The sequence below is a fragment of the Streptomyces sp. NPDC053427 genome (assembly GCF_044544985.1).
In the GTDB taxonomy this organism is placed as follows: Bacteria; Actinomycetota; Actinomycetes; order Streptomycetales; family Streptomycetaceae; genus Streptomyces.
Window position 1 is genome coordinate 224,326 of sequence record NZ_JBITYA010000001.1, and the last position, 19,227, is coordinate 243,552.

A 19,227-nucleotide genomic window follows, 5' to 3' on the forward strand; every position below is an offset into this window, starting at 1 on the left:
GCCCCAGGGGCGCCCGGCGGACAGTACCGTCCGCCGGGCCCCCGCCCGCTGCCGGGCCTACTCCTCCGGCTTCTGCGAATCCATCCCCGGCCGTGCCTTCTTCCACAGGCCCCGGGTGAAGTCGGGAATCTCCTGCGGCGCGCCGTTCGCCTTGATCGAGAGATCGCTCAGCGGCACCGGCGCCGTCCAGGTCGCCGCGTCATAGACGTCGAAGTCCGGTACGAGGCCCAGCCGCATGCACTGCATCAGCCGGAAGACGAGCATGTAGTCCATTCCGCCGTGGCCGCCGGGCGGATTGGCGTGCTCCTTCCAGAGCCAGTGGTCCCACTCCGCGTATTTCGCGAAGTCGCCCCATTCGTCGTTGCTCTGGTCGGGCTCGATATAGATCCGCTCGGGGTAGTCCTCGAAGACGCCCTTGGTGCCGCCGAGGCTGTTGATGCGGCTGTAGGGGTGCGGGGTGGAGACATCGTGCTCGAGGCGGATCACCCGGCCCTTGGCGGTCTGGACGAGGCTGATCGTCCGGTCGCTCTCGATGTACGACTCCTTCCAGCTCGGGTCGTTCGGCGGCATGTGTTCCTTGCGGTACGCCGCCAGGCCCAGTGCGGGGGTGCCGAAGCTGGAGATCCGCACGGCCCGGTCCCCGCGGTTGACGTCCATGTAGTTGGCCACCGGACCGAAGCCGTGGTTGGGGTAGAGGTCGCCGCGCAGCCGGGTGTGCCAGAGCCGGCGCCACGGTCCCTCGTAGTACGTGGGGTCGAACATCAGGCCGCGCAGATCGTGGTTGTAGGCGCCCGCGCCGTGCAGCAGGTCGCCGAACAGGCCCGCATGCGCCATCCGCAGTACCCGCATCTCGTTTCTGCCGTAACAGCAGTTCTCCAGCTGCATGCAGTGCCTGCGGGTTCTTTCGGAAAGATCCACCAGCTCCCACAGCTGGTCCAGACGGAGCGAGAGCGGGCATTCCACGCCCACATGCTTGCCGTTGAGCAGGGCGGTCTTCGCCATCTCGAAGTGCCGGTCCCAGGGCGTGGCCGCGTAGACGAAATCGATGTCGCCGCGCTTGCAGAGGTTTTCGAAATCGTGGTCGCCGTTTGTGTACACCGCGGGCGCGGGCTGTCCGGCGTCGGTGACCTTCTTGGCCGCCTTTGCGACCTTCTCCTTCACCGGGTCGCACAGCGCGACGACGCGTACGCCGGGCACCGCGAGAAAGAGGTCGATCATGCTGCCGCCGCGGTTGCCGAGGCCGATGAGGCCGACGCGTACGGTGCTGCGCCGTTCGAACGGCACCCCGATCATGGTCTTGCCCTTGGCCTCGGGGGCCGCGGCGGCCGTTGCGGTGTCCGCGGCCGCCGGTGCGGCCGCCGCCGCGTTGCCCGCCGTGAGCCCGCCGAGCCCCAGCCCGGCACCCGCCGCCCCGGCGGTCCACAGCACCGAGCGCCGGCTCGGCCCTGCCTCGTCGTGCTCGTGGACGGGGTCGTGGTTCTGCTGTCGTGACTCGTTCACCGGTCCTCCAGAGAGCGGCGCGGATGGTGTGCGGGACATCCCGAACCTCGGTCAGGACCTTGGCGGTTGAGCCACCTGAGGCACAAGAGGGCAAGTTGGACTCTTGGGGCGGCGGGCTTGGACTCTTTCGTTGTCTTGCTGCAAGAGCCGCACCCAGCATCTTTCGCAAGGTGCTGAAAAGCCTTGCATTTTCTGACGTTTGAACCTTGACGTGTTCACGAACCAAGGGCAGGCTCCGCTACGGAATCCGAGACGGATCCGCATCCCCCCATGGCGGCCTGGCGCGTGGCTGCTCTCAAGGGCGCGGTGTGCCCTGCCGCGTCCGCTGATGAAGGAGCCGCAAGATGCAGCATCGTTCCCGCGTGCTGGGCGGAGCGTTGGCCGGCGTGCTGGCCACGGCCGGCCTGGCCACCCTCGCGCCATGGTCCTCGCAGGCCACCCCACCTGGCGAAAAGACCGTCACGGCCACCATGTTCGAGCGGAAGTTCGCGGATGTCGCGCAGGCCTGCACCGACCAGCTGGGCCCGGCCGGCTACGGCTATGTCGAGGTCTCACCCGCCTCCGAGCACATCCAGGGCGGCCAGTGGTGGACCTCGTACCAGCCCGTCAGCTACAAGATCGCCGGTCGGCTGGGCGACCGGGACGCCTTCGCCGCGATGGTGAAAACCTGTCACGGCGCGGGCGTGAAAGTTATTGCGGATGCCGTCATCAACCACATGGCGGCCGGATCCGGTACGGGCACCGGCGGTACGCAGTACAGCAAGTACAACTACCCAGGCTTCTACCAGGACCAGGACTTCCACGGCTGCCGTAAGGACATCTCCAACTACGGCGACCGCAACGACGTCCAGACCTGCGAACTGGTCGGGCTCGCCGACCTCGACACCGGCAGCGACTACGTCCGCACCACCCTCGCCAAGTATCTCGACGACCTGCGGTCACTGGGCGTCGACGGCTTCCGGGTGGACGCCGCCAAGCACATCTCCGCCACCGACCTCGCCGCCATCAAGGGCAAGATGAACGACCCCGGATACTGGGTGCAGGAGGTCATCTACGGCTCCGGCGAGGCGGTCCGGCCCGACGAGTACACCGGCATCGGCGACGTCGACGAATTCCGCTACGGCGCCCACCTCAAGAGCGCCTTCCAGGGCGGCAACCTCGCCCAGCTCAAGTCCATCGCGGACGGCAAGCTCGGCGGCGACAAGGCCCGTACCTTCGTCGACAACTGGGACACCGAACGCAACGGCTCGACGCTCACCTACAAGGACGGCGCCGCCTACGCCCTCGCCAACGTCTTCATGCTCGCCTCGCCCTACGGATCCCCGAACGTCTACTCCGGCTACGAGTGGTCCGACAAGGACGCGGGCCCGCCCAGCGGCGCCGACGGCTGGACCGATGAACACGCCAAACGGGAGATCACCGGCCTGGTCGGCTTCCGCAACGCGGTGGGCTCGGCCGAACTGACCGACTGGTGGGACAACGGCGGCAGCGCCATCGCCTTCGGTCGGGCCGGTAAGGGGTTCGTCGCCCTCAACAACGGCGACGGCGAACTCCGGCAGACCTTCGCCACCTCACTGCCCGCCGGCACCTACTGCAACGTCGCCAAGGCCGCGCCGGACAGCTGCGACGGCAACACCGTCAGCGTCGGCGACGACGGCAAGGCGCAGCTGACGGTCCCGGCCAGGAGCGCCGTCGCGCTGCACATCGGCGCCAAGAGCTGACCCGGGTACGTCCTCCGTACGGGCGGGCCCCTCGCGCCGCGGTCAATCCGGCCGAGTGGCCCGCTCCAGCTCCATCAGCACCGAGTAGTACCCCCGCCCGCCGGTCGCCTGATCCATCCCCACTTCGCACATCCGGTTCGCCGACAGATGCGCATCGAAAGCCCGCGCCGTGACCTCGGCCGCCTCCTTCGCCGTCGCCGACTCCGTCAGCTCCCGGTGCAGCATCCCGCGGTCGCCGGCGAACGCGCAGCAGCCCGCGTCGTCCGGCACCACCACCTCCCGGGCGCACGCCTCGGCGACCTCCCGAAGCTGCGCCTCGTCCCCCAGGTGCCGCATGGAGCAGGTGGGATGGAGGACGGCGGAGCCGACGGTGCGCAGGATCTCCAGGCGCGGCAGCAGCTCCTCGGCGGCCCAGACGACGGAGTCGACGACGGTCAGCTCGGCGTGCAGGGCGCGGTTGTCCGGCGTCAGATACGGCACGACCTCGTGGGCGAGGCCCAGCGTGCAGGAGGAGGCATCCACGACCAGCGGCAGCCGGCCGCCGGCCGTCCAGCCCCAGGCCGCCTCCACGATGCGGTCGGCCATCACCCGGTTGCCCTCGCCGTACCCCTTGGAGTGCCAGATGGTGGCGCAGCACGTACCGGTCACATCCGGCGGGATCCACACCGGACGGCCCGCCCGCCGGGACACCGCCACCACCGCCTCGGGGAGCGAGGGGCCGCGATGGCCGGCCGGTGCGCCGAAGATGCGGTTCACGCACGCGGGGTAGTAGACGGCGGCCGCCCCCGCCTTCCGGGTGACGGGCAGCCTGCGGGCCGCGGCGCCCGGGATCTCCGGCAGCCACTCGGGCACCAGATCGGGGCGTACGGCTTTGCGGGCGGCGCGGGTCAGCGCGGTCGTCAGCCGGTCGCCGATCCGGTCCGCGGCGGCCACCGCCAGCCGCGCCGACCGCTCCACGGACGTGAACCGCCGGGCGACCTGCGCGGCCGTCCACTCCTCGCGCGGCGAGTGCCGCGCGTGCCGGAAGTCCCGCATCATCGCGCCGGTGTCGATACCCACCGGGCAGGCCAGTTTGCAGGTCGAGTCGCCGGCGCAGGTGTCCACCGCGGCATAGCCGTACGCCGTCAGCAGCGCCTCGTTGACGGGGGAGCCGGGCGGCTGGCGCATCATCTCGCGGCGCAGCACGATCCGCTGGCGGGGAGTGGTGGTCAGGTCTTCGCTGGGGCAGGTCGGTTCGCAGAAGCCGCATTCGATGCAGGGGTCGGCGATTGCCTCGATCTCGGGGATGGTCTTCAGCCCGCGCAAGTGCCCTTTCGGGTCGCGGTCCAGCAGGACGCGCGGCGCGAGGATGCCGTGCGGATCGACGATCTCCTTGATCCGCCACATCACCTCCGTTGCCCGTGGCCCCCATTCCAGCTCCAGGAACGGCGCGATGTTCCGGCCGGTCGCGTGCTCCGCCTTGAGCGAGCCGTCGAAGCGCTGGACGGTCAGCCGGCAGAACTCGTCCATGAAGGCGGCGTAGCGCGCCACATCGCCGGGCTTCGCGGCGTCGAAGGCGAGCAGGAAGTGCAGATTGCCGTGCGCGGCGTGCCCGGCGACCGCCGCGTCGAAGCCGTGCCGGGCCTGGAGCTCCAGAAGGCAGGCGCAGGCGTCGGCGAGCCGGGACGGCGGCACCGCGAAATCCTCGGTGATCAGCGTCGTCCCGGGCGGCCGGGAGCCGCCCACCGCCGTCACAAAGGCCTTACGGGCCGTCCAGTAGCCGCCGATGGTCCCCGTGTCGCGGGTGAAGGCGTTGGTGACGGAGGCCACCGGCGCGACCAGGTCCAGCCCGGCCAGCACCCGCTCCGCGGCCTCCTCGTACGCCCGCTGCGCGGCCTCGTCCGGCGCCCGGAACTCCACCAGCAGCGCCGCGGTCTCCTTCGGCAGCTCCGCCCAGTCGGCCGGCACCCCGGCCACCCGCACCGAGGCCCGCAGCGTATTGCCGTCCATCAGCTCCACGGCCCGCGCGCCCGCTTCGTTGAAGCCCGGTACGGCCGCGGCCGCGGCGCCCAAGGTGGGGAAGAACAGCAGCGCGCTGCTGGTGTGCCGGTCCAGCGGCAGCGTGTCGAAGACGGTCTCGGCGAGGAAGCCGAGGGTGCCCTCGGAGCCGACCATCAGTCCGCGCAGGATCTCCACCGGCGTCGCCCCGTCGAGGAAGGCGTCCAGGCGGTAGCCGTTGGTGTTCTTGATCTCGTACTTGGCGCGGATCCTGGCCACCAGCTCCGGGTCCGCCTCGATCTCGGCCTTCAGCGCCAGCAACCCCGCGCAGAGCGCGGGTTCGGCGTGCGCCAGCTCGGCCTCGGCGGCCGGATCCGCGGTGTCCACGATCGTGCCCGAAGGGAGGACGAGCGTGACGGAGGACAGCGTCCGGTAGGAGTTACGGGTGGTGCCGGCCGTCATCCCCGAGGCGTTGTTGGCGACCACCCCGCCCAGGGTGCAGGCGATCGCGCTGGCCGGATCGGGGCCGAGCAGCCTGCCGTAACGGGCGAGGGCGGCATTGGCGCGCAGGACGGTCGTCCCCGGCCGGATCCGGGCGCGGGCGCCGCCGTCCAGCACCTCGACCCCGGTCCAGTGACGGCGCACGTCCACCAGGATGTCCTCGCCCTGCGCCTGCCCGTTGAGCGAGGTGCCGGCGGCCCGGAAGACGACATGGCGGCCCTTGCTCCGGGCGTACGAGAAGACGGCGGAGATGTCGTCGATGTCCTCGGCCAGCACCACCACTTGCGGCACGAAGCGGTAGGGACTGGCGTCCGAGGCGTAGCGGACCAGGTCGGAGAGGGTGTGGAGCACCTTGTCCGGGCCGAGCAGCGCCGTCAGGTCGCCGCGCAGCGGCTCGGGGGTGCCGGCGGCCCGCCGGTCGGCCACCCGGTCGTGCGCGGGAGAGGCGGTGGTTGCGGGTCGCAGGGCGTCGGGCTCGGGCTCCAGCAGCGGCATGACGGCATTCCTCCGGGTCGGCCGGGCGCCCGCTTCCGGTCCTGCCGGGCGCCCGCTCTAGTGCTGCTTACCCGCCCCGTCGACCAGGGTGGACAGCAGGCCGCCGAGCACCTCGCGCTGATCGGCGGTCAGCGGGGCCAGGATCTCCTCCGCCGCGGCCCGCCGCGCGCTGCGCAGGGCGCGCAGCGTGGACCGGCCGGTGTCGGTGAGCTCGATACGGATCACCCGCCGGTTGGCCGGATCCGGTACCCGGCGTACCGCGCCGTTCGCCTCCAGCGCGTCCACCAGCGTCGTCACCGCCCGCGGCACGACCTCCAGCCGCTCGGCGAGGTCGGCCATCCGGGGCGGCGTCTGGCGGTAGTGGTCCACGATGCGCAGCAGCCGGGACTGGGCCGGGGTGAAGGCGATGTCCAGGTCCTCAAGATGATGCTTCTGGGCGCGGTGCATCCGGCGGGTCAGCCGGACCAGCTGCTCGGCGACATGGGAGGTGGTGGAGGCGGCGGAGGCGCCGTCCGTCGGCTCGGGGGAGGACATGCCGCGAGGATAGCGGATATCAGGACCTTGTTCATTGTGAGCTTAGGTAACAATGAGCTAAGCTCCACGATGCTCGCCCGACCGTTCCCCCTCACCCCTCCCGAAGGAGCCCATGCGCAGCGACGAACCCCACTGGACCCCGCCGCCCAAGGACCCGGAAGCGCCGGTCCAACTACGCCGGATCCTCACGCTCTTCCGCCCCTACCGCGCCCGGCTGGCCCTGGTCGGCCTGCTCGTCGGCGCCTCCTCCCTCGTCTCGGTCGCCTCGCCGTTCCTGCTCCGCGAGATCCTGGACGTCGCGATCCCCGACCGGCGCACCGGGCTGCTCACGGTCCTCGCCCTCGGCATGATCGCCACGGCCGTCACCACCAGCGTCTTCGGCGTCCTGCAGACCCTGCTGTCCACCACCGTCGGCCAGCGCGTCATGCACGACCTGCGCACCGCCGTCTACGCCAAGCTCCAGCGGATGCCCCTGGAGTTCTTCACCCGCACCCGCACCGGCGAGGTCCAGTCCCGGATCGCCAATGACATCGGCGGCATGCAGGCGACGGTCACCTCCACCGCGACCTCCCTGGTCTCCAACCTGACCTCCGTGGTCGCCACCATCGTCGCCATGGTCGCCCTCGACTGGCGCCTGACCGTCGTCTCGCTGCTCCTGCTGCCGCTGTTCGTCTGGATCAGCCGCCGGGTCGGCAACGAACGCAAGAAGATCACCGCCCAGCGGCAGAAGCAGATGGCGTCGATGTCCGCGATGGTCACCGAATCGCTGTCCGTCAGCGGCATCCTGCTCGGTCGCACCATGGGCCGCGCCGACTCCCTCACCCGGACCTTCGCCGACGAGTCCGAGCGCCTGGTCGACCTCGAGATCCGCGCCAACATGGCCGGCCGCTGGCGGATGGCGACCATCGGCATCGTCATGGCCGCCATGCCCGCCCTGATCTACTGGGCGGCCGGCCTGGTCCTCCAGCTCGGCGGCCCGACCTTCTCCCTGGGCACCCTCGTCGCCTTCGTCACGCTTCAGCAGGGCCTGCTGCGCCCCACCGTCTCGCTGCTGTCCACCGGCGTGCAGATGCAGACCTCCCTCGCCCTCTTCCAGCGCATCTTCGAATACCTCGATCTGCCGGTCGCCATCACCGAGCCTGCCGAGCCGGTACGTCTCCCGGCCCCGCGCGGCGAGATCCGCTTCGAGAACGTGACGTTCTCCTACGACGCCGGTGCCTCCGAGGCCGCCCCGACCCTCGACGGCATCGACCTCACCATCCCGGCGGGCGGCAGCCTCGCCGTCGTCGGCGCCACGGGCAGCGGCAAGAGCACCCTCAGCTACCTGGTGCCACGGCTCTACGACGTGACCGAGGGCCGGGTCACCCTGGACGGCGAGGACGTCCGCGACCTCGCCTTCGACACCCTCGCGCGCTCGGTCGGCGTGGTCTCCCAGGAGACGTACCTCTTCCACGCCTCGGTCGCCGACAATCTCCGCTTCGCCAAGCCGGACGCCACCGACGACGAGATAGCACGCGCAGCCGAGGCCGCCCAGATCCACGACCACATCGCGGCCCTCCCCGACGGCTACGACACCCTCGTCGGCGAACGCGGCTACCGCTTCTCCGGCGGCGAGAAACAACGCCTCGCCCTCGCCCGGACGATCCTGCGCGATCCGCCCGTACTCGTCCTGGACGAGGCCACCAGCGCCCTGGACACCCGCACCGAACACGCCGTCCAACAGGCCATCGACGCCCTGTCCAAGGGCCGCACCACCCTCACCATCGCGCACCGCCTCTCCACCGTCCGCGATGCCGACCAGATCGTCGTCCTGGACGCCGGGCGGATCGCCGAGCGCGGCACCCACGACGAACTGCTCGCCGCCGGGGGACGCTATGCGGCGCTGGTACGCCGCGACGCCCACCGGGAGTCACCCGGGTCCTCCGCCGGCTCCCCGGCCGACGGGCGTGACGCACGCCTCACCTCCGTCGACGATCAGGTGATGACCGCTAAGTAACCCACGGGTAAGGTCGTGCTCGCGGCGGCCAGTTCAATGGTCGGGGTGGCCGCCGCACTCTCTCGTCGGGCCGTGTCGTTTCCCTGGGGCGGCCTGGTGCCCGCTCCGTCCGCCTCCTGGCCGAGCCGCTCGCCCGGTGCGGTCCGGGCCTTCCGGCGGTCAGAGCGCGCCGGCGTCGAGGGTGGCGGCCATCCGCCGATAGCCCTCGTCGTTCGGGTGCTTGTGGTCGCCGCTGTCGTACGTGGGCGCGAGCGCATCCCCATCGGCAGGGTCGGCGAGCGCCACCGCGAAGTCGGCCACCGCGTCGAACTCGCCCGAGTCCCGGATCCAGGCGTTGACCTCCCGCCGCTTCGCCTCGGCGACCGGCGTGTGGTACTCGGCCCCCTGGAACGGCAGGATCGTCCCGCCGATGATCCTGACGTCCGCCGCCCGCGCCTGCGCGATGAGGTCCCGGTAGCCCGCGATCAGGTCGGCGACGGCGTTGTCCGGGGCGGGCTTGTACGTGGGCAGATCGACCTCGCTGAACCCGATGTCGTTGAGGCCGACCAGTACCACCACGGAGCGGACGCCCGGTTGGTCGACCACATCGCGCCGGAAACGCCCGACCGCCCGCTCCCCGAACCACGCCGAGTCGTTGAGCAGCAGATTCCCGCCGATGCCCTGATTGAGTACGGGCCGCGGCGCCCCCTCGGCGGCCAGCCGCTCGGCCAGCGCGTCCGAGTAGCGCCGGTTGGCATCGACGGTCGAGTTGAACCCGTCGGTGAGCGAGTCGCCGAACACCACCACCGTCTCCCTCCGGGCCGGTCCGCCGTCCGCCAGCTCGACGGCGGCGAGGTAGTACCAGGACACCGTCGTCTCACCGAAGACGGCCGGGTCCGCCTCCGCGAGCTGCTCGCCGACGGCACGGTAGGTGGTGGCATACCCCTGGGCGTGGAAGGTGGCGGGCCCGGTCGGCCGGGCGAAGTACAGCGACACCGTCAGCGACGCGAACGGCGCGGCATGCACCTCCGCGGCGTCGCTGTGGACCTCGGCGCCCGGCGGGATCACCACGCTCGGCGCGCCGTCGAAGGTGAGCGCGCGGACCGTCCCCGCCTCGACGGCCGCCCCCTTGTCCGTACGCGCGAGGGTGGCACCGGACACCTCCAGCGGGGCGGCGCCGTACCTGTTGGAGAGCCTGATCCGCGCCGAGGTGCCGCCTGCGGTGACCCGCACGATCTGCCGTACGGTCCGGTCCGCGAAACCCTCCTCGGCCCAGTTCTTGTGGAATCCGATGCTGGGGCGCTGTACCGCGGCGGCCCAACCGACGTGCCAGTCTGTGGAGTTGTCGGCGCTCATGTCGTCTGCTGCCTCTCTGTCCTTCTTCTTGCCCGGTTCCCGGTGGCCGGTTCCCGGTGGCGATGACAGAGAGTCTTCCGAGCGGCGCGAGGGTTACCCAGACCTCTGGGCTTGGTACGCAGCGGGTGCCTACCAATGGGAGGGTCACCCTCGCACCCGGCCGCGGCGGGCACGCCGAGCCCGGCGTCCGCCCATGTGGCGCGGCGAGGCGCCCTACTCCCGCTCCGGGGCACCGGCCTCGCCGCCCGCCAACAAGATCACCTCCAGCGTCCGCGGACCGTGCACCCCCTCCACCCGGTCGAGCTCGATGTCGCTGGTCGCCGACGGGCCGGAGATCCAGGTCAGCGGGCGGGCCGGGGACAGCCGCGGCAGCGCCTCGGGCACCGAGCCGACGACCTGGTCCGGGACGCGCACCACGCAGATGTGATGGTCGGGCACCAGCGTGATCCGGCGTCTGCCCTGGTCGGGCCCCGCGTCCAGGACGATGGTGCCGGTCTCCGCGATGGCCACGGCGCATCCCGTCACCACGCTGTCCACGTCGTCGAGTTCCTGCGGCGTGCTCGAGGCACGGTCCTCGACGCGCGGGACGCCGGAGCCGGCCAGCCACGACGCGTCCAGCCCCGGCGGCACCACCACCGACCGCGCCCCGCGCTCCGCCAGCAACCGGCCGATCAGCGGCGCGATCTCCCGGGCGTCGCTGCGGTGCACGATCGCCCGGTAGTCCGCGAGATTCTCGGCGAGCAGATCGACCGTCTGCCCGGTCGTCCGCGACCCGTGCACCCGCCGGTAGTCGCGCGCGACCGGCGGATCGCCGGGCCCCTCGCCGCCCGGCACGTCCGCCAGGGCCCGCCGCACCCGCGCCAACACCACGTCCCGGCCGCTCACTCGGCGCCCCCTCGCTCCTCGGGTGACGTGCCGTCGCCGCCACGGGTGCGCGCCCACCAGTCGCGGAAGGACTCGGCCGGCACCGCCGGCAGATCGCGGGTGTCCGACCAGGCCCGCCCCGGCCCCGGCAGCCGCCGCGGAGACAGCCGTCTGCCGCGGTTCATCAGGCGCATCCCGGCGCGGAGCGCACGGGGGTGGTCCAGGACCCAGCCCGCCGCGCGCATCGCCGCCCGCTCCGCGGCATGCCCCTTGGCGGGTTTGAGCACCGTACGCGCCCCGCCCCGGGTCGCCGGCCCGCCCTCCGCCACCCGCTCCCGCAGATGCACCAGTACCTCCGGGATGTCGATGGCCACCGGGCACACCTCGTAACAGGCCCCGCACAGCGACGAGGCGAAGGGCAGGGACGCCTCCAACTCGCCTTCCATGCCGCGCAGTTGGGGAGTGATGATGGCGCCGATCGGGCCCGGATAGGGCGAGCCGTACGCATGCCCGCCGGCCCGCTCGTACACCGGGCAGACGTTCAGGCACGCCGAGCAGCGGATGCAGCGCAGCGCCTGCCGCCCGACGGTGTCGGCGAGAGTGTCGGTGCGTCCGTTGTCGAGGAGGACCAGATGGAAGGTCCGGGGGCCGTCGCCGTCCGTGGTCCCCGTCCAGGTGGAGGTGTAGGGATTCATCCGCTCGGCGGTGGACGAACGGGGCAGCAGCTGGAGGAAGATCTCCAGGTCCTGCCAGGTGGGGACGGTCTTCTCGATGCCGACGACGGAGATCAGCGTCTCCGGCAGGGTCAGGCACATCCGGCCGTTGCCCTCGGACTCGACGACCACCAGCGTGCCGGTCTCGGCGACCATGAAGTTGGCGCCGGAGATCCCGACCTTCGCGGACAGGAACTTCTCCCGCAGATGCAGCCGTGCCGCCTCCGCCAGCTCGGCGGGGGAGTCGGAGAGCCCCTCGGGCGCGGGACGGCCCCAACTCCCCATCTCCCGAAGGAAGATGTCCCGGATCTCGGAGCGGTTGCGATGGATCGCCGGGACCAGGATGTGCGACGGCAGATCGTCGCCCAGCTGCACGATCAGCTCCGCCAGATCCGTCTCGTACGCGCGGATCCCGGCCTCGGCCAGCGCCTCGTTCAGCCCGATCTCCTGCGTCGCCATCGACTTGACCTTGACGACCTCCGTCTCGCCCGTCTCGCGCACCAGACGGGTGACGATCCGGTTGGCCTCGTCGGCGTCCACCGCCCAGTGGACCTGCCCGCCGGCTTCGGTGACCGCCGCCTCCAACCGCTCCAGATAGTGGTCGAGATGGCGCAGCGTACGGTCCTTGACGGCGGCGCCCGCGGCCCGCAGCTGGGCCCAGTCGTCCAGCTCGGCGACCGCCTTGGCCCGCTTGTCGCGGATGGTGTGGGTGGCGTGCGTGAGATTGGCGCGCAGCCGGGTGTCACGGGTGGTGGCGGCCGCGGCCTCGGGGAAGGCGGGCATGCCCAGGTAGGTGCCGCTCACCGCACGCTCCCTGCCGCACCGGACGCCGCGCCGTCCGCCGTACTGGCCAGGATCTCGGCGATGTGGACCGGGAGGATCGCCGAACCCTGCCGGGAGAGGGTGCCGCCGATGTGCAGCAGACAGGAGTTGTCGACCGTACAGACCGCCTCGGCGCCGGTCCCGACGAGGTGACGGACCTTGTCGGCGCCCATCGCCGCCGAGACCGCCGGGTTCTTCACCGCGAAGGTGCCGCCGAAGCCGCAGCACTCCTCCGCGCCCGGCAGCTCGCGCAGCACCAGCCCCTCGACGTGCGAGAGGAGCCGGCGGGGACGGTCGCCCAGGCCCAGCATCCGCAGCCCGTGGCAGGTGGGGTGATAGGCGACGGTGTGCGGGTAAAAGGCCCCGACGTCCTCCACCTTCAACACGTCCACCAGGAACTCGGTCAGCTCGTACGTCTTGGGCACCGCGAGCGCCGCCGCGTCGGCGAGCTCGCGCCCCCGTCCCTCGGCCTTCGCCTTCGCACCGATCCGCGGATAGTTCTCCCGCACCATGGCCGCGCACGAGCCGGACGGGGTGACGACGTACTCGTAGTCCTTGAACGCCCGGTCGAAGCGGCGGACCAGCGGTTCCGTGGCGTGCCGGTAGCCGGTGTTGAACTGGGGCTGGCCGCAGCAGGTCTGCTCGACGGGGAATGCGACGTCCACGCCCAGGCGTTCGAGGAGGGTGACGACCGCCTGCCCCGTCCGCGGATGGAGCATGTCGTTGATACAGGTGACGAACAGTGCTACACGCACGTTGCCATCTCCTTTCGGCCGCCGCGTGCTCTGGCGGCCACCCGCCTCACCGGTACATGATCACCTGTCGGATCATCCTGCCTCAGCGGCAGGCTCAGGAGAAGGACCAGGAGCGGAGGACCATGCCGAGTGCACAGGACATAGCGAAGGACCGGGCGGCCGGCGGCGACCGCCCGCCGTCGCAGCTACGGCAGCTGGCCGCCGCCTCCGTGGGCAATGCCGTCGAGTGGTACGACTGGTACGCGTACTCCTTCCTGGCGGCCTACTTCGCCGAACAGATCTTCCCCAAGGCCAGCGGCAACTCCCTGGTGCCGCTGCTGTCCTCCTTCGCGGTCTTCGCGGTCGGCTTCTTCATGCGTCCGGTCGGCGGACTGCTGATGGGCGCGGTGGCCGACCGGCGCGGACGGCGGACCGCACTGACCGTCACCATCCTGCTGATGGGCGCCGGCAGCCTGCTGGTCGCGATCACGCCCACGTATGCGAGCGCCGGGGTGCTGGCCCCCGTCGTCCTGGTGATCGCCCGCCTCGTACAGGGCCTGTCGGTGGGCGGCGAGTTCGCGGCCTCCACGACCTTCCTCGTCGAGTCGGCCGGGCCCGGCAGGCGCGGGCTGTTCTCCAGCTTCCAGTACGTCTCGACCAGCATCGGCCAGCTGCTGGCGTCCGGGACCGCGGCGCTGCTGGCCGGGCAGCTCACCGAGGGGCAGATGGGGCAGTGGGGCTGGCGGGTGGCGTTCCTGGTGGGCGCGCTGCTGAGCCTGCTCGGGCTGTGGATCCGGCGGGGCGCGCAGGAAACCCGGAGTACCGCCCAGCAGGAGGCCGAGCGGCCCGGCCTCTTCGAGGCGCTGCGCCGCTACCCCCGGCAGTCCCTGCTGATCTGCGGCATCACCGTGGGCGGCACCATCGCCTACTACACCTGGACCACCTACCTGCCCACCTACGCGCAGGTCAACGCCGGCTTCGACAAGGGCGATTCGCTCACCATCGGCACCATCTCGCTGGCGTTCTTCGCCCTGCTGCAGCCGCTCGGCGGCCTGCTCTCGGACCGGATCGGCCGTAAGCCGCTGCTGCTCGGTTTCTCCCTGGGCTTTGCCGTCCTGGCGGTGCCGCTGCTCCAGCTGGTCTCCGCCACGTGGGTGTCGCTCCTGCTGGTGCAGTGCGCGGGCATGGTGCTGCTGACCGGATATACGTCGATCGCGGCGGCCGTGAACGCCGAGGTGTTCCCCGCGCGGGTGCGGGCGGCCGGGATCGGTTTCCCGTACTCCCTCACCGTGGCGCTCTTCGGCGGCACCGCCCCGTACGTGGGCACCTGGTTCAAGCAGGCCGGGCACGCCAATCTGTTCCCCTGGTACGTGGCCGCGCTGTGCCTGGTGTCGTTCGTGGTCTATCTGACGCTGCCGGAGACCGCCCGGCAGAAGCTGGAGAAGTAGGCCCCGCGGCTACGGCGCGGCCGTACGGAAGAAGCCGTGTACGGAAGAGGCCGTACGGAGAGCGCCGCTTTCCCGGGGACGGGATGCCGTCGGCCGATGCGCCCCGCCAAGTGGGTCACTGCCACTTGGCGGGGCGCATGCGCTGCGGTGCGGCGCCGCGCTACCGGTCCGTCAGACGAGCCAGCCCAGGAAGTGGACGATGCCGGCAAGCACGTTGGTGAGGATGTTCATCTGGCTGAGTCTCCTTGAGCAGGTTGAGCACATGTTGTGGGACCGAACACTCCGGCCCAGCAAGGGATGTCGACCGGAGGCGCCGTAACGGTCTGCAGCCCGTCGTTTGCGCCCCGTAAGGATCACTCGGCCCGCCGCGCCCCCGGAACCCCTTCCGGCTTCGATCACGCTTTCTGGCGAACACTCGCTCCCGCGTTCGTCTGTTCCCACGGGACGTACGGGTGAAGTGTCCCGAATGCCGCGCGCCTTCCCCTTCGTGGGGCGGTGGCCCGGCATATCCGGGCAGGAGGGTCGCGCTTCCCGTGACCTTTCTCATTGTCGATCTTTATTGCCGAAAGAGCGGCCGACTGCCAATGCCCCGGAATTGACGCGCAATCAGAAGTGCCGGTGCCGGGCAATGACGGACATTTAGCCGGTGCGAGTTATACGGAACTCGCCGGTAGCGCAACGCTGCGTAAAAAAGAACCGTATTCCTCTCCGAATCGATCTCCAGATGTGCACGAGTTTCACAAGACGATCACGTGTTAGCGTCCGTCGCCGCGAACCAAAAACGCGAAAGGAAACTCCGTGGGCCACATGCACCACTTCAGCGCGGGCTGGGTATCCCCCGTCCTCGCCTATGCGATGGCGTGCGTAGGATCCGCTCTCGGGCTGCGCTGCACCGTAAGGGCGCTGGCCGCCGACGGCCGCTCGCGCCGCAATTGGCTGCTGACCGCCTCCGTCGCCATCGGTTCCGGCATCTGGACCATGCACTTCATCGCGATGCTCGGATTCGGCGTCACCGGCACCCCGATCCGCTACGCCGTCCTGCCGACCCTGCTCAGCCTGCTGGTCGCCGTGGCGGTCGTCGGCGCCGGCGTGTTCACCGTCGGCCACGGCTCCGCCCGGCTGCGCTCGCTGCTGTTCGGCGGCCTCGGCACCGGCGTCGGAGTGGCCGCCATGCACTACCTGGGGATGGCGGCGATGCGCCTGCACGGGCACGTCGGCTACGACCCGGGCCTGGTCGTGCTCTCCGTCGTCATCGCCGTCGCCGCGGCAACGGCCGCCCTGTGGGCCGCGCTCAGCGTGCGCGGCGCGGCCGGTGCGGGCATCGCCTCCCTGGTCATGGGCCTCGCCGTCACCAGCATGCACTACACCGGAATGGCCGCCGTACGCATCGACCTGGCGCCCTCCCGCGCGCCATTGGCCGGCGCCACCCCCATGGAATTCATCTTTCCCCTGACCGTCGTGCTCGGCTCATTTCTCTTCCTCACCGTGGCCTTTGTCGCATTGTCGCCGACCGCCCGTGAACGTGCCGCATCCGCCTCCGCGCAATCGCTTCACGAGGCCGAACTCCCCATTTCTTCCTGACCTCTTGAGGAATTCATGCACGTACGACAGAATCCCGGTCGCTCCGGGGGCGAAGGGGATATGCCGCCGCCCGGTCACGGACCCCGACATGCGCTCCCGGAGGCCGGTGACCCCGGACCCAAGTCCGGTAATGCGAACGGGAATTACCGCCCGCGCCGGACATCGCACCGGACGTCGTCCCGCCGCTCCTCCTGGCCGATGCCCAGTCTGATGCCGCGTTCCGTACGGTCGAAGATCGTCGCGTTGCTGATGGTCCCCGTGGTGTCCCTGATCGCCCTCTGGGCCTTCGCCACGGTCACCTCCGCGCGGAACGTCTCCGACCTCGACCGGATCAAGGAGATCGACGCCACGCTGCTGCTGCCGGCCGGTGACTTCATCGCCGCCGTACAGGACGAGCGCAGCGCCGCGGCGCGCGCCGTCGCCGCCCCGGGCGCCGGCTCCGCGCAGGCGCTGCGCGACCGGCAGCGGGCCACCGACACCGCCGCGCGGGCCCTCCACGACGGTGTCAACGCGGGCAGCGCCGACGCCGAGGGCGTCGACCCCGACCTGCCCGGCCGGATCGACCGCCTGATGCGCGACGCCGACGAACTGTCCGCGCTCCGCGCCCGCACCGCCACCGGCAGGGCCGCTGCCGACCGTGCGGTGGGCGACTACACCGGCATCGTCGACCACGGCCTCGCCACCGTCGGCGCCCTGACCGGCCTGCCGAACCCGGCCGACTCCTCGGAGCTGCGCGTCGTCCTGGACCTCGCCCGGGCCCGGGAAGCCATCGCCCGCGAGGACGCGGTGCTCGGCGCCGCCCAAACCACCGGACGGATGTCGCCGGACCAGTTCGACGCCTTCACCGGCGCCGTGCACACCCAGCGCGAACTGTTCGCCGCCTCGGTCGACGACCTGCGGCCCACCGACGCCGTCGCCTACCACCGGATCCTGAACGGAACGGCGTACCGCGACCTCCGCACCGCCGAGGACGCCGTACGGGACGCCGGCGCGGGCACCCACGCCGCCACTGCCGTCCCCGCCACCCACTGGAGCGAGACGAACGAGAAGGTGCTGCGCGACCTCCGGGCGGCCCAGCGAGCGGCGAGCACCGGGCCCGCCCGCGCCGCCGACCCGCTTTCCCTCGACACCCTCGGCTCCTCCGGCATCGCCGCGGTCCTGGGACTGGCCGGTGTGCTGCTCTCCCTCCTCATCTCCGTGAAGATCGGCCGGAGGCTCGTCGTCGAACTGGAGAAGCTGCGCAATTCCGCACTGCGGGTCGCGGGGCGCGAGCTGCCCGAGTCGCTGCGCCGGCTGTACGCGGGCAAGCCCGTGGACATCGACGCCGTCGCGCCACGCGACGCCGCCCGCGCCGCCGGACGCGACGAAGTGGGCCAGGTCGGTGAGGCCCTGGTCGCGGTGCACCGCGCCGCGCTCCAGGCGGCGGCCGACCGCGCCGAGGCGCTCAGCGGCGTCTCCGGCGTGTACGTCAGCCTCGCCCGCCGCAGCCAATTGCTGCTGCACCGCCAGCTCGCCCTGCTGGACACCATGGAACGCCGCACCGAGGACCCGGTGGAACTGGAGGACCTCTTCCGGCTCGACCACCTCACCACCCGGATGCGACGGCACGCCGAGAGCCTGATCATCCTCTCCGGCGCGGCGCCCGGCCGCGGCTGGCGTCACCCCGTACCGCTGCTGGACGTGGTGCGGGCCGCGGCCGCCGAGGCCGAGGACTTCGCACGGGTCGAGGTGACCGCCGTCACCGACGCCCGGCTGGTCGGCGGCGCGGTCGCCGACCTCACCCACCTGCTGGCCGAACTGGTCGAGAACGCCGTGATGTTCTCGCCGCCGCACACCAAGGTGCAGGTACGCGCCGAGCGGGTGGGCACCGGCATCGCCCTGGAGATCCAGGACCGCGGGCTCGGCATGGCCGAGGAGGCGCTGGCCGAGGCCAACCGCCGGATCGCGGACGCCGACGAGATCGACCTCCTGGACACCGAACGGCTCGGCCTCTTCGTGGTCAACCGCCTCGCCCACCGCCAGCACATCCGGGTGACGCTCCAGCCGTCGGTGTACGGCGGCATCACGGCCGTGGTGCTGCTGCCCGACGCCCTGCTGGCCGAGGCCGATGCGGCCACGGAGGACGGCGCACCGGCCGCGGCGGTGGAGCAGATGAACTCGCTGTTCCACCGGCGGCGGCCCGCCGCGGCCCGGGCCCTCCAGGCCGCGAACCGCCGGCCCCACGCGCTCCCGCCGGCACCGGAGCCGCCCGTACGCACGGAGCCGGAGCCCGCACCCGGAGCACCGGGGACGGCCGCGCCGGAACCCGCCCCGGGGGACCTCGACGGCCCCCTGCCCCGCCGCGTCCGCCAGGCCCACCTCGCCCCCGCCCTGCGCACCGCCCCACCGCAGCGCCCCGAATGGGTACCCCGTACCGAAGGCACCCCCGCACCGCGGCGCTCCCCCGAGCAGGCCCGCGCCACCATGGCGTCCCTGCGCGCCGGCTGGACCCGCGGCCGCGATGCCGCCACCCCGCCGCAGAGCAACGGTGCCGACCAGCATCCTTCGTCCCGCGACGAAGACACCCGAGGAGAAGAGTCCCGATGACCGCCGACCAGCACCCGCACCTCTCCGGTGAACTCAACTGGCTTCTCGACGACTTGGTCTCCCGCGTGCTGGAGATCCGCTGCGCCGTGGTCCTGTCCGGCGACGGCCTGGCCGTCGGCACGTCCACCGGGCTGACCCGCGACGACAGCGAACGGTTCGCCGCCATCGCCTCCGGCTTCCACAGCCTGGCCAAGGGCGCCGGCCGGCACTTCGCGGCCGGCCAGGTCATCCAGACCATGGTCGAGCTGGAAGGCGGCTACCTCTTCGTCGTGGCCGCGGGGGACGGATCGTGCCTGGGAGTGTTCGGTGACGCCGAGGCCGATATCGGCCTGATCGCCTACGAGATGGCCCGGCTGGTCAAGCGGGTCGGCGCACACCTCGGCACGCCCGTACGGGCCGGAGTGGAGTGACCGGCCGCCC

The 19,227-nt window shown here is 71.5% G+C and carries 13 protein-coding genes; 6 read left to right on the forward strand and 7 right to left on the reverse strand.

Annotated elements, in window-relative coordinates; translation table 11 throughout:
• Positions 1–57: 57 nt before the first annotated feature.
• Positions 58–1,500, reverse strand: a complete 1,443-nt coding sequence (locus ACIGWZ_RS00850) for a Gfo/Idh/MocA family protein (protein ID WP_400059388.1) — start codon at positions 1,498–1,500, stop codon at positions 58–60.
• Between the two features lie 344 nt (positions 1,501–1,844).
• Here ACIGWZ_RS00850 and ACIGWZ_RS00855 point away from each other — a divergent pair, with 344 nt between their 5' ends.
• Positions 1,845–3,221: an alpha-amylase family protein gene (locus ACIGWZ_RS00855; protein WP_400059390.1), complete on the forward strand. Its 1,377-nt coding sequence runs from the start codon at positions 1,845–1,847 to the stop codon at positions 3,219–3,221.
• Between the two features lie 42 nt (positions 3,222–3,263).
• Here the strand turns inward: ACIGWZ_RS00855 and ACIGWZ_RS00860 are convergent, their stop codons facing one another.
• Both ACIGWZ_RS00860 and ACIGWZ_RS00865 read right to left on the reverse strand, forming a co-directional pair.
• Positions 3,264–6,194, reverse strand: a complete 2,931-nt coding sequence (locus ACIGWZ_RS00860; protein ID WP_400059392.1) for an FAD-binding and (Fe-S)-binding domain-containing protein — start codon at positions 6,192–6,194, stop codon at positions 3,264–3,266.
• Positions 6,195–6,251: 57 nt separating this feature from the next.
• Positions 6,252–6,728, reverse strand: a complete 477-nt coding sequence (locus ACIGWZ_RS00865; RefSeq protein WP_400059394.1) for a MarR family winged helix-turn-helix transcriptional regulator — start codon at positions 6,726–6,728, stop codon at positions 6,252–6,254.
• Positions 6,729–6,840: 112 nt separating this feature from the next.
• Here ACIGWZ_RS00865 and ACIGWZ_RS00870 point away from each other — a divergent pair, with 112 nt between their 5' ends.
• A complete protein-coding gene (locus ACIGWZ_RS00870) occupies positions 6,841–8,724 on the forward strand; it encodes an ABC transporter ATP-binding protein (RefSeq protein WP_400059396.1) in 1,884 nt (627 codons plus the stop codon).
• Between the two features lie 159 nt (positions 8,725–8,883).
• Here the strand turns inward: ACIGWZ_RS00870 and ACIGWZ_RS00875 are convergent, their stop codons facing one another.
• The 4 genes from ACIGWZ_RS00875 to ACIGWZ_RS00890 form a co-directional block, all read right to left on the reverse strand.
• Positions 8,884–10,059: an SGNH/GDSL hydrolase family protein gene (locus ACIGWZ_RS00875; protein ID WP_400059398.1), complete on the reverse strand. Its 1,176-nt coding sequence runs from the start codon at positions 10,057–10,059 to the stop codon at positions 8,884–8,886.
• Positions 10,060–10,272: 213 nt separating this feature from the next.
• Positions 10,273–10,944, reverse strand: a complete 672-nt coding sequence (locus ACIGWZ_RS00880; RefSeq protein WP_400059400.1) for a lactate utilization protein C — start codon at positions 10,942–10,944, stop codon at positions 10,273–10,275.
• Positions 10,941–12,440 (reverse strand): lactate utilization protein B, encoded by a 1,500-nt coding sequence (locus ACIGWZ_RS00885; protein ID WP_400059403.1) that lies wholly within the window; start codon positions 12,438–12,440, stop codon positions 10,941–10,943. Before ACIGWZ_RS00885 ends, ACIGWZ_RS00880 begins: the two co-directional genes overlap by 4 nt.
• Positions 12,437–13,213: a (Fe-S)-binding protein gene (locus ACIGWZ_RS00890; protein WP_400059405.1), complete on the reverse strand. Its 777-nt coding sequence runs from the start codon at positions 13,211–13,213 to the stop codon at positions 12,437–12,439. The genes ACIGWZ_RS00885 and ACIGWZ_RS00890 overlap by 4 nt, the downstream gene beginning before the upstream one ends.
• A gap of 122 nt (positions 13,214–13,335) precedes the next feature.
• On the opposite strand from ACIGWZ_RS00890, the gene ACIGWZ_RS00895 reads away from it, so the two are divergent.
• The 4 genes from ACIGWZ_RS00895 to ACIGWZ_RS00910 all read left to right on the forward strand — a co-directional run bounded on the left by ACIGWZ_RS00895 (position 13,336) and on the right by ACIGWZ_RS00910 (position 19,217).
• Positions 13,336–14,640 carry an MFS transporter gene (locus tag ACIGWZ_RS00895; protein WP_400059407.1) on the forward strand — a complete coding sequence of 435 codons (1,305 nt, stop codon included), beginning with the start codon at positions 13,336–13,338 and terminating at the stop codon, positions 14,638–14,640.
• A 798-nt stretch (positions 14,641–15,438) separates the two neighbouring features.
• On the forward strand, positions 15,439–16,221 hold the full coding sequence (locus ACIGWZ_RS00900) for an MHYT domain-containing protein (RefSeq protein WP_400059408.1): 783 nt from the start codon (positions 15,439–15,441) through the stop codon (positions 16,219–16,221).
• Positions 16,222–16,419: 198 nt separating this feature from the next.
• Entirely contained in the window at positions 16,420–18,807 is a 2,388-nt protein-coding gene (locus ACIGWZ_RS00905) for a nitrate- and nitrite sensing domain-containing protein (RefSeq protein WP_400059410.1), read from the forward strand.
• On the forward strand, positions 18,804–19,217 hold the full coding sequence (locus ACIGWZ_RS00910; protein ID WP_400059412.1) for a roadblock/LC7 domain-containing protein: 414 nt from the start codon (positions 18,804–18,806) through the stop codon (positions 19,215–19,217). The genes ACIGWZ_RS00905 and ACIGWZ_RS00910 overlap by 4 nt, the downstream gene beginning before the upstream one ends.
• The last annotated feature ends 10 nt before the right edge of the window (positions 19,218–19,227 follow it).

Bases quoted from the DNA above. Each gene is read 5' to 3' on its own strand.
- ACIGWZ_RS00855 (WP_400059390.1), top strand. From the start codon at position 1,845: ATGCAGCATCGTTCCCGCGTGCTGGGCGGAGCGTTGGCCGGCGTGCTG.
- ACIGWZ_RS00860 (WP_400059392.1), bottom strand. From the start codon at position 6,194: ATGCCGCTGCTGGAGCCCGAGCCCGACGCCCTGCGACCCGCAACCACC.
- ACIGWZ_RS00865 (WP_400059394.1), bottom strand. From the start codon at position 6,728: ATGTCCTCCCCCGAGCCGACGGACGGCGCCTCCGCCGCCTCCACCACC.
- ACIGWZ_RS00870 (WP_400059396.1), top strand. From the start codon at position 6,841: ATGCGCAGCGACGAACCCCACTGGACCCCGCCGCCCAAGGACCCGGAA.
- ACIGWZ_RS00875 (WP_400059398.1), bottom strand. From the start codon at position 10,059: ATGAGCGCCGACAACTCCACAGACTGGCACGTCGGTTGGGCCGCCGCG.
- ACIGWZ_RS00895 (WP_400059407.1), top strand. From the start codon at position 13,336: ATGCCGAGTGCACAGGACATAGCGAAGGACCGGGCGGCCGGCGGCGAC.
- ACIGWZ_RS00905 (WP_400059410.1), top strand. From the start codon at position 16,420: ATGCCCAGTCTGATGCCGCGTTCCGTACGGTCGAAGATCGTCGCGTTG.
- ACIGWZ_RS00910 (WP_400059412.1), top strand. From the start codon at position 18,804: ATGACCGCCGACCAGCACCCGCACCTCTCCGGTGAACTCAACTGGCTT.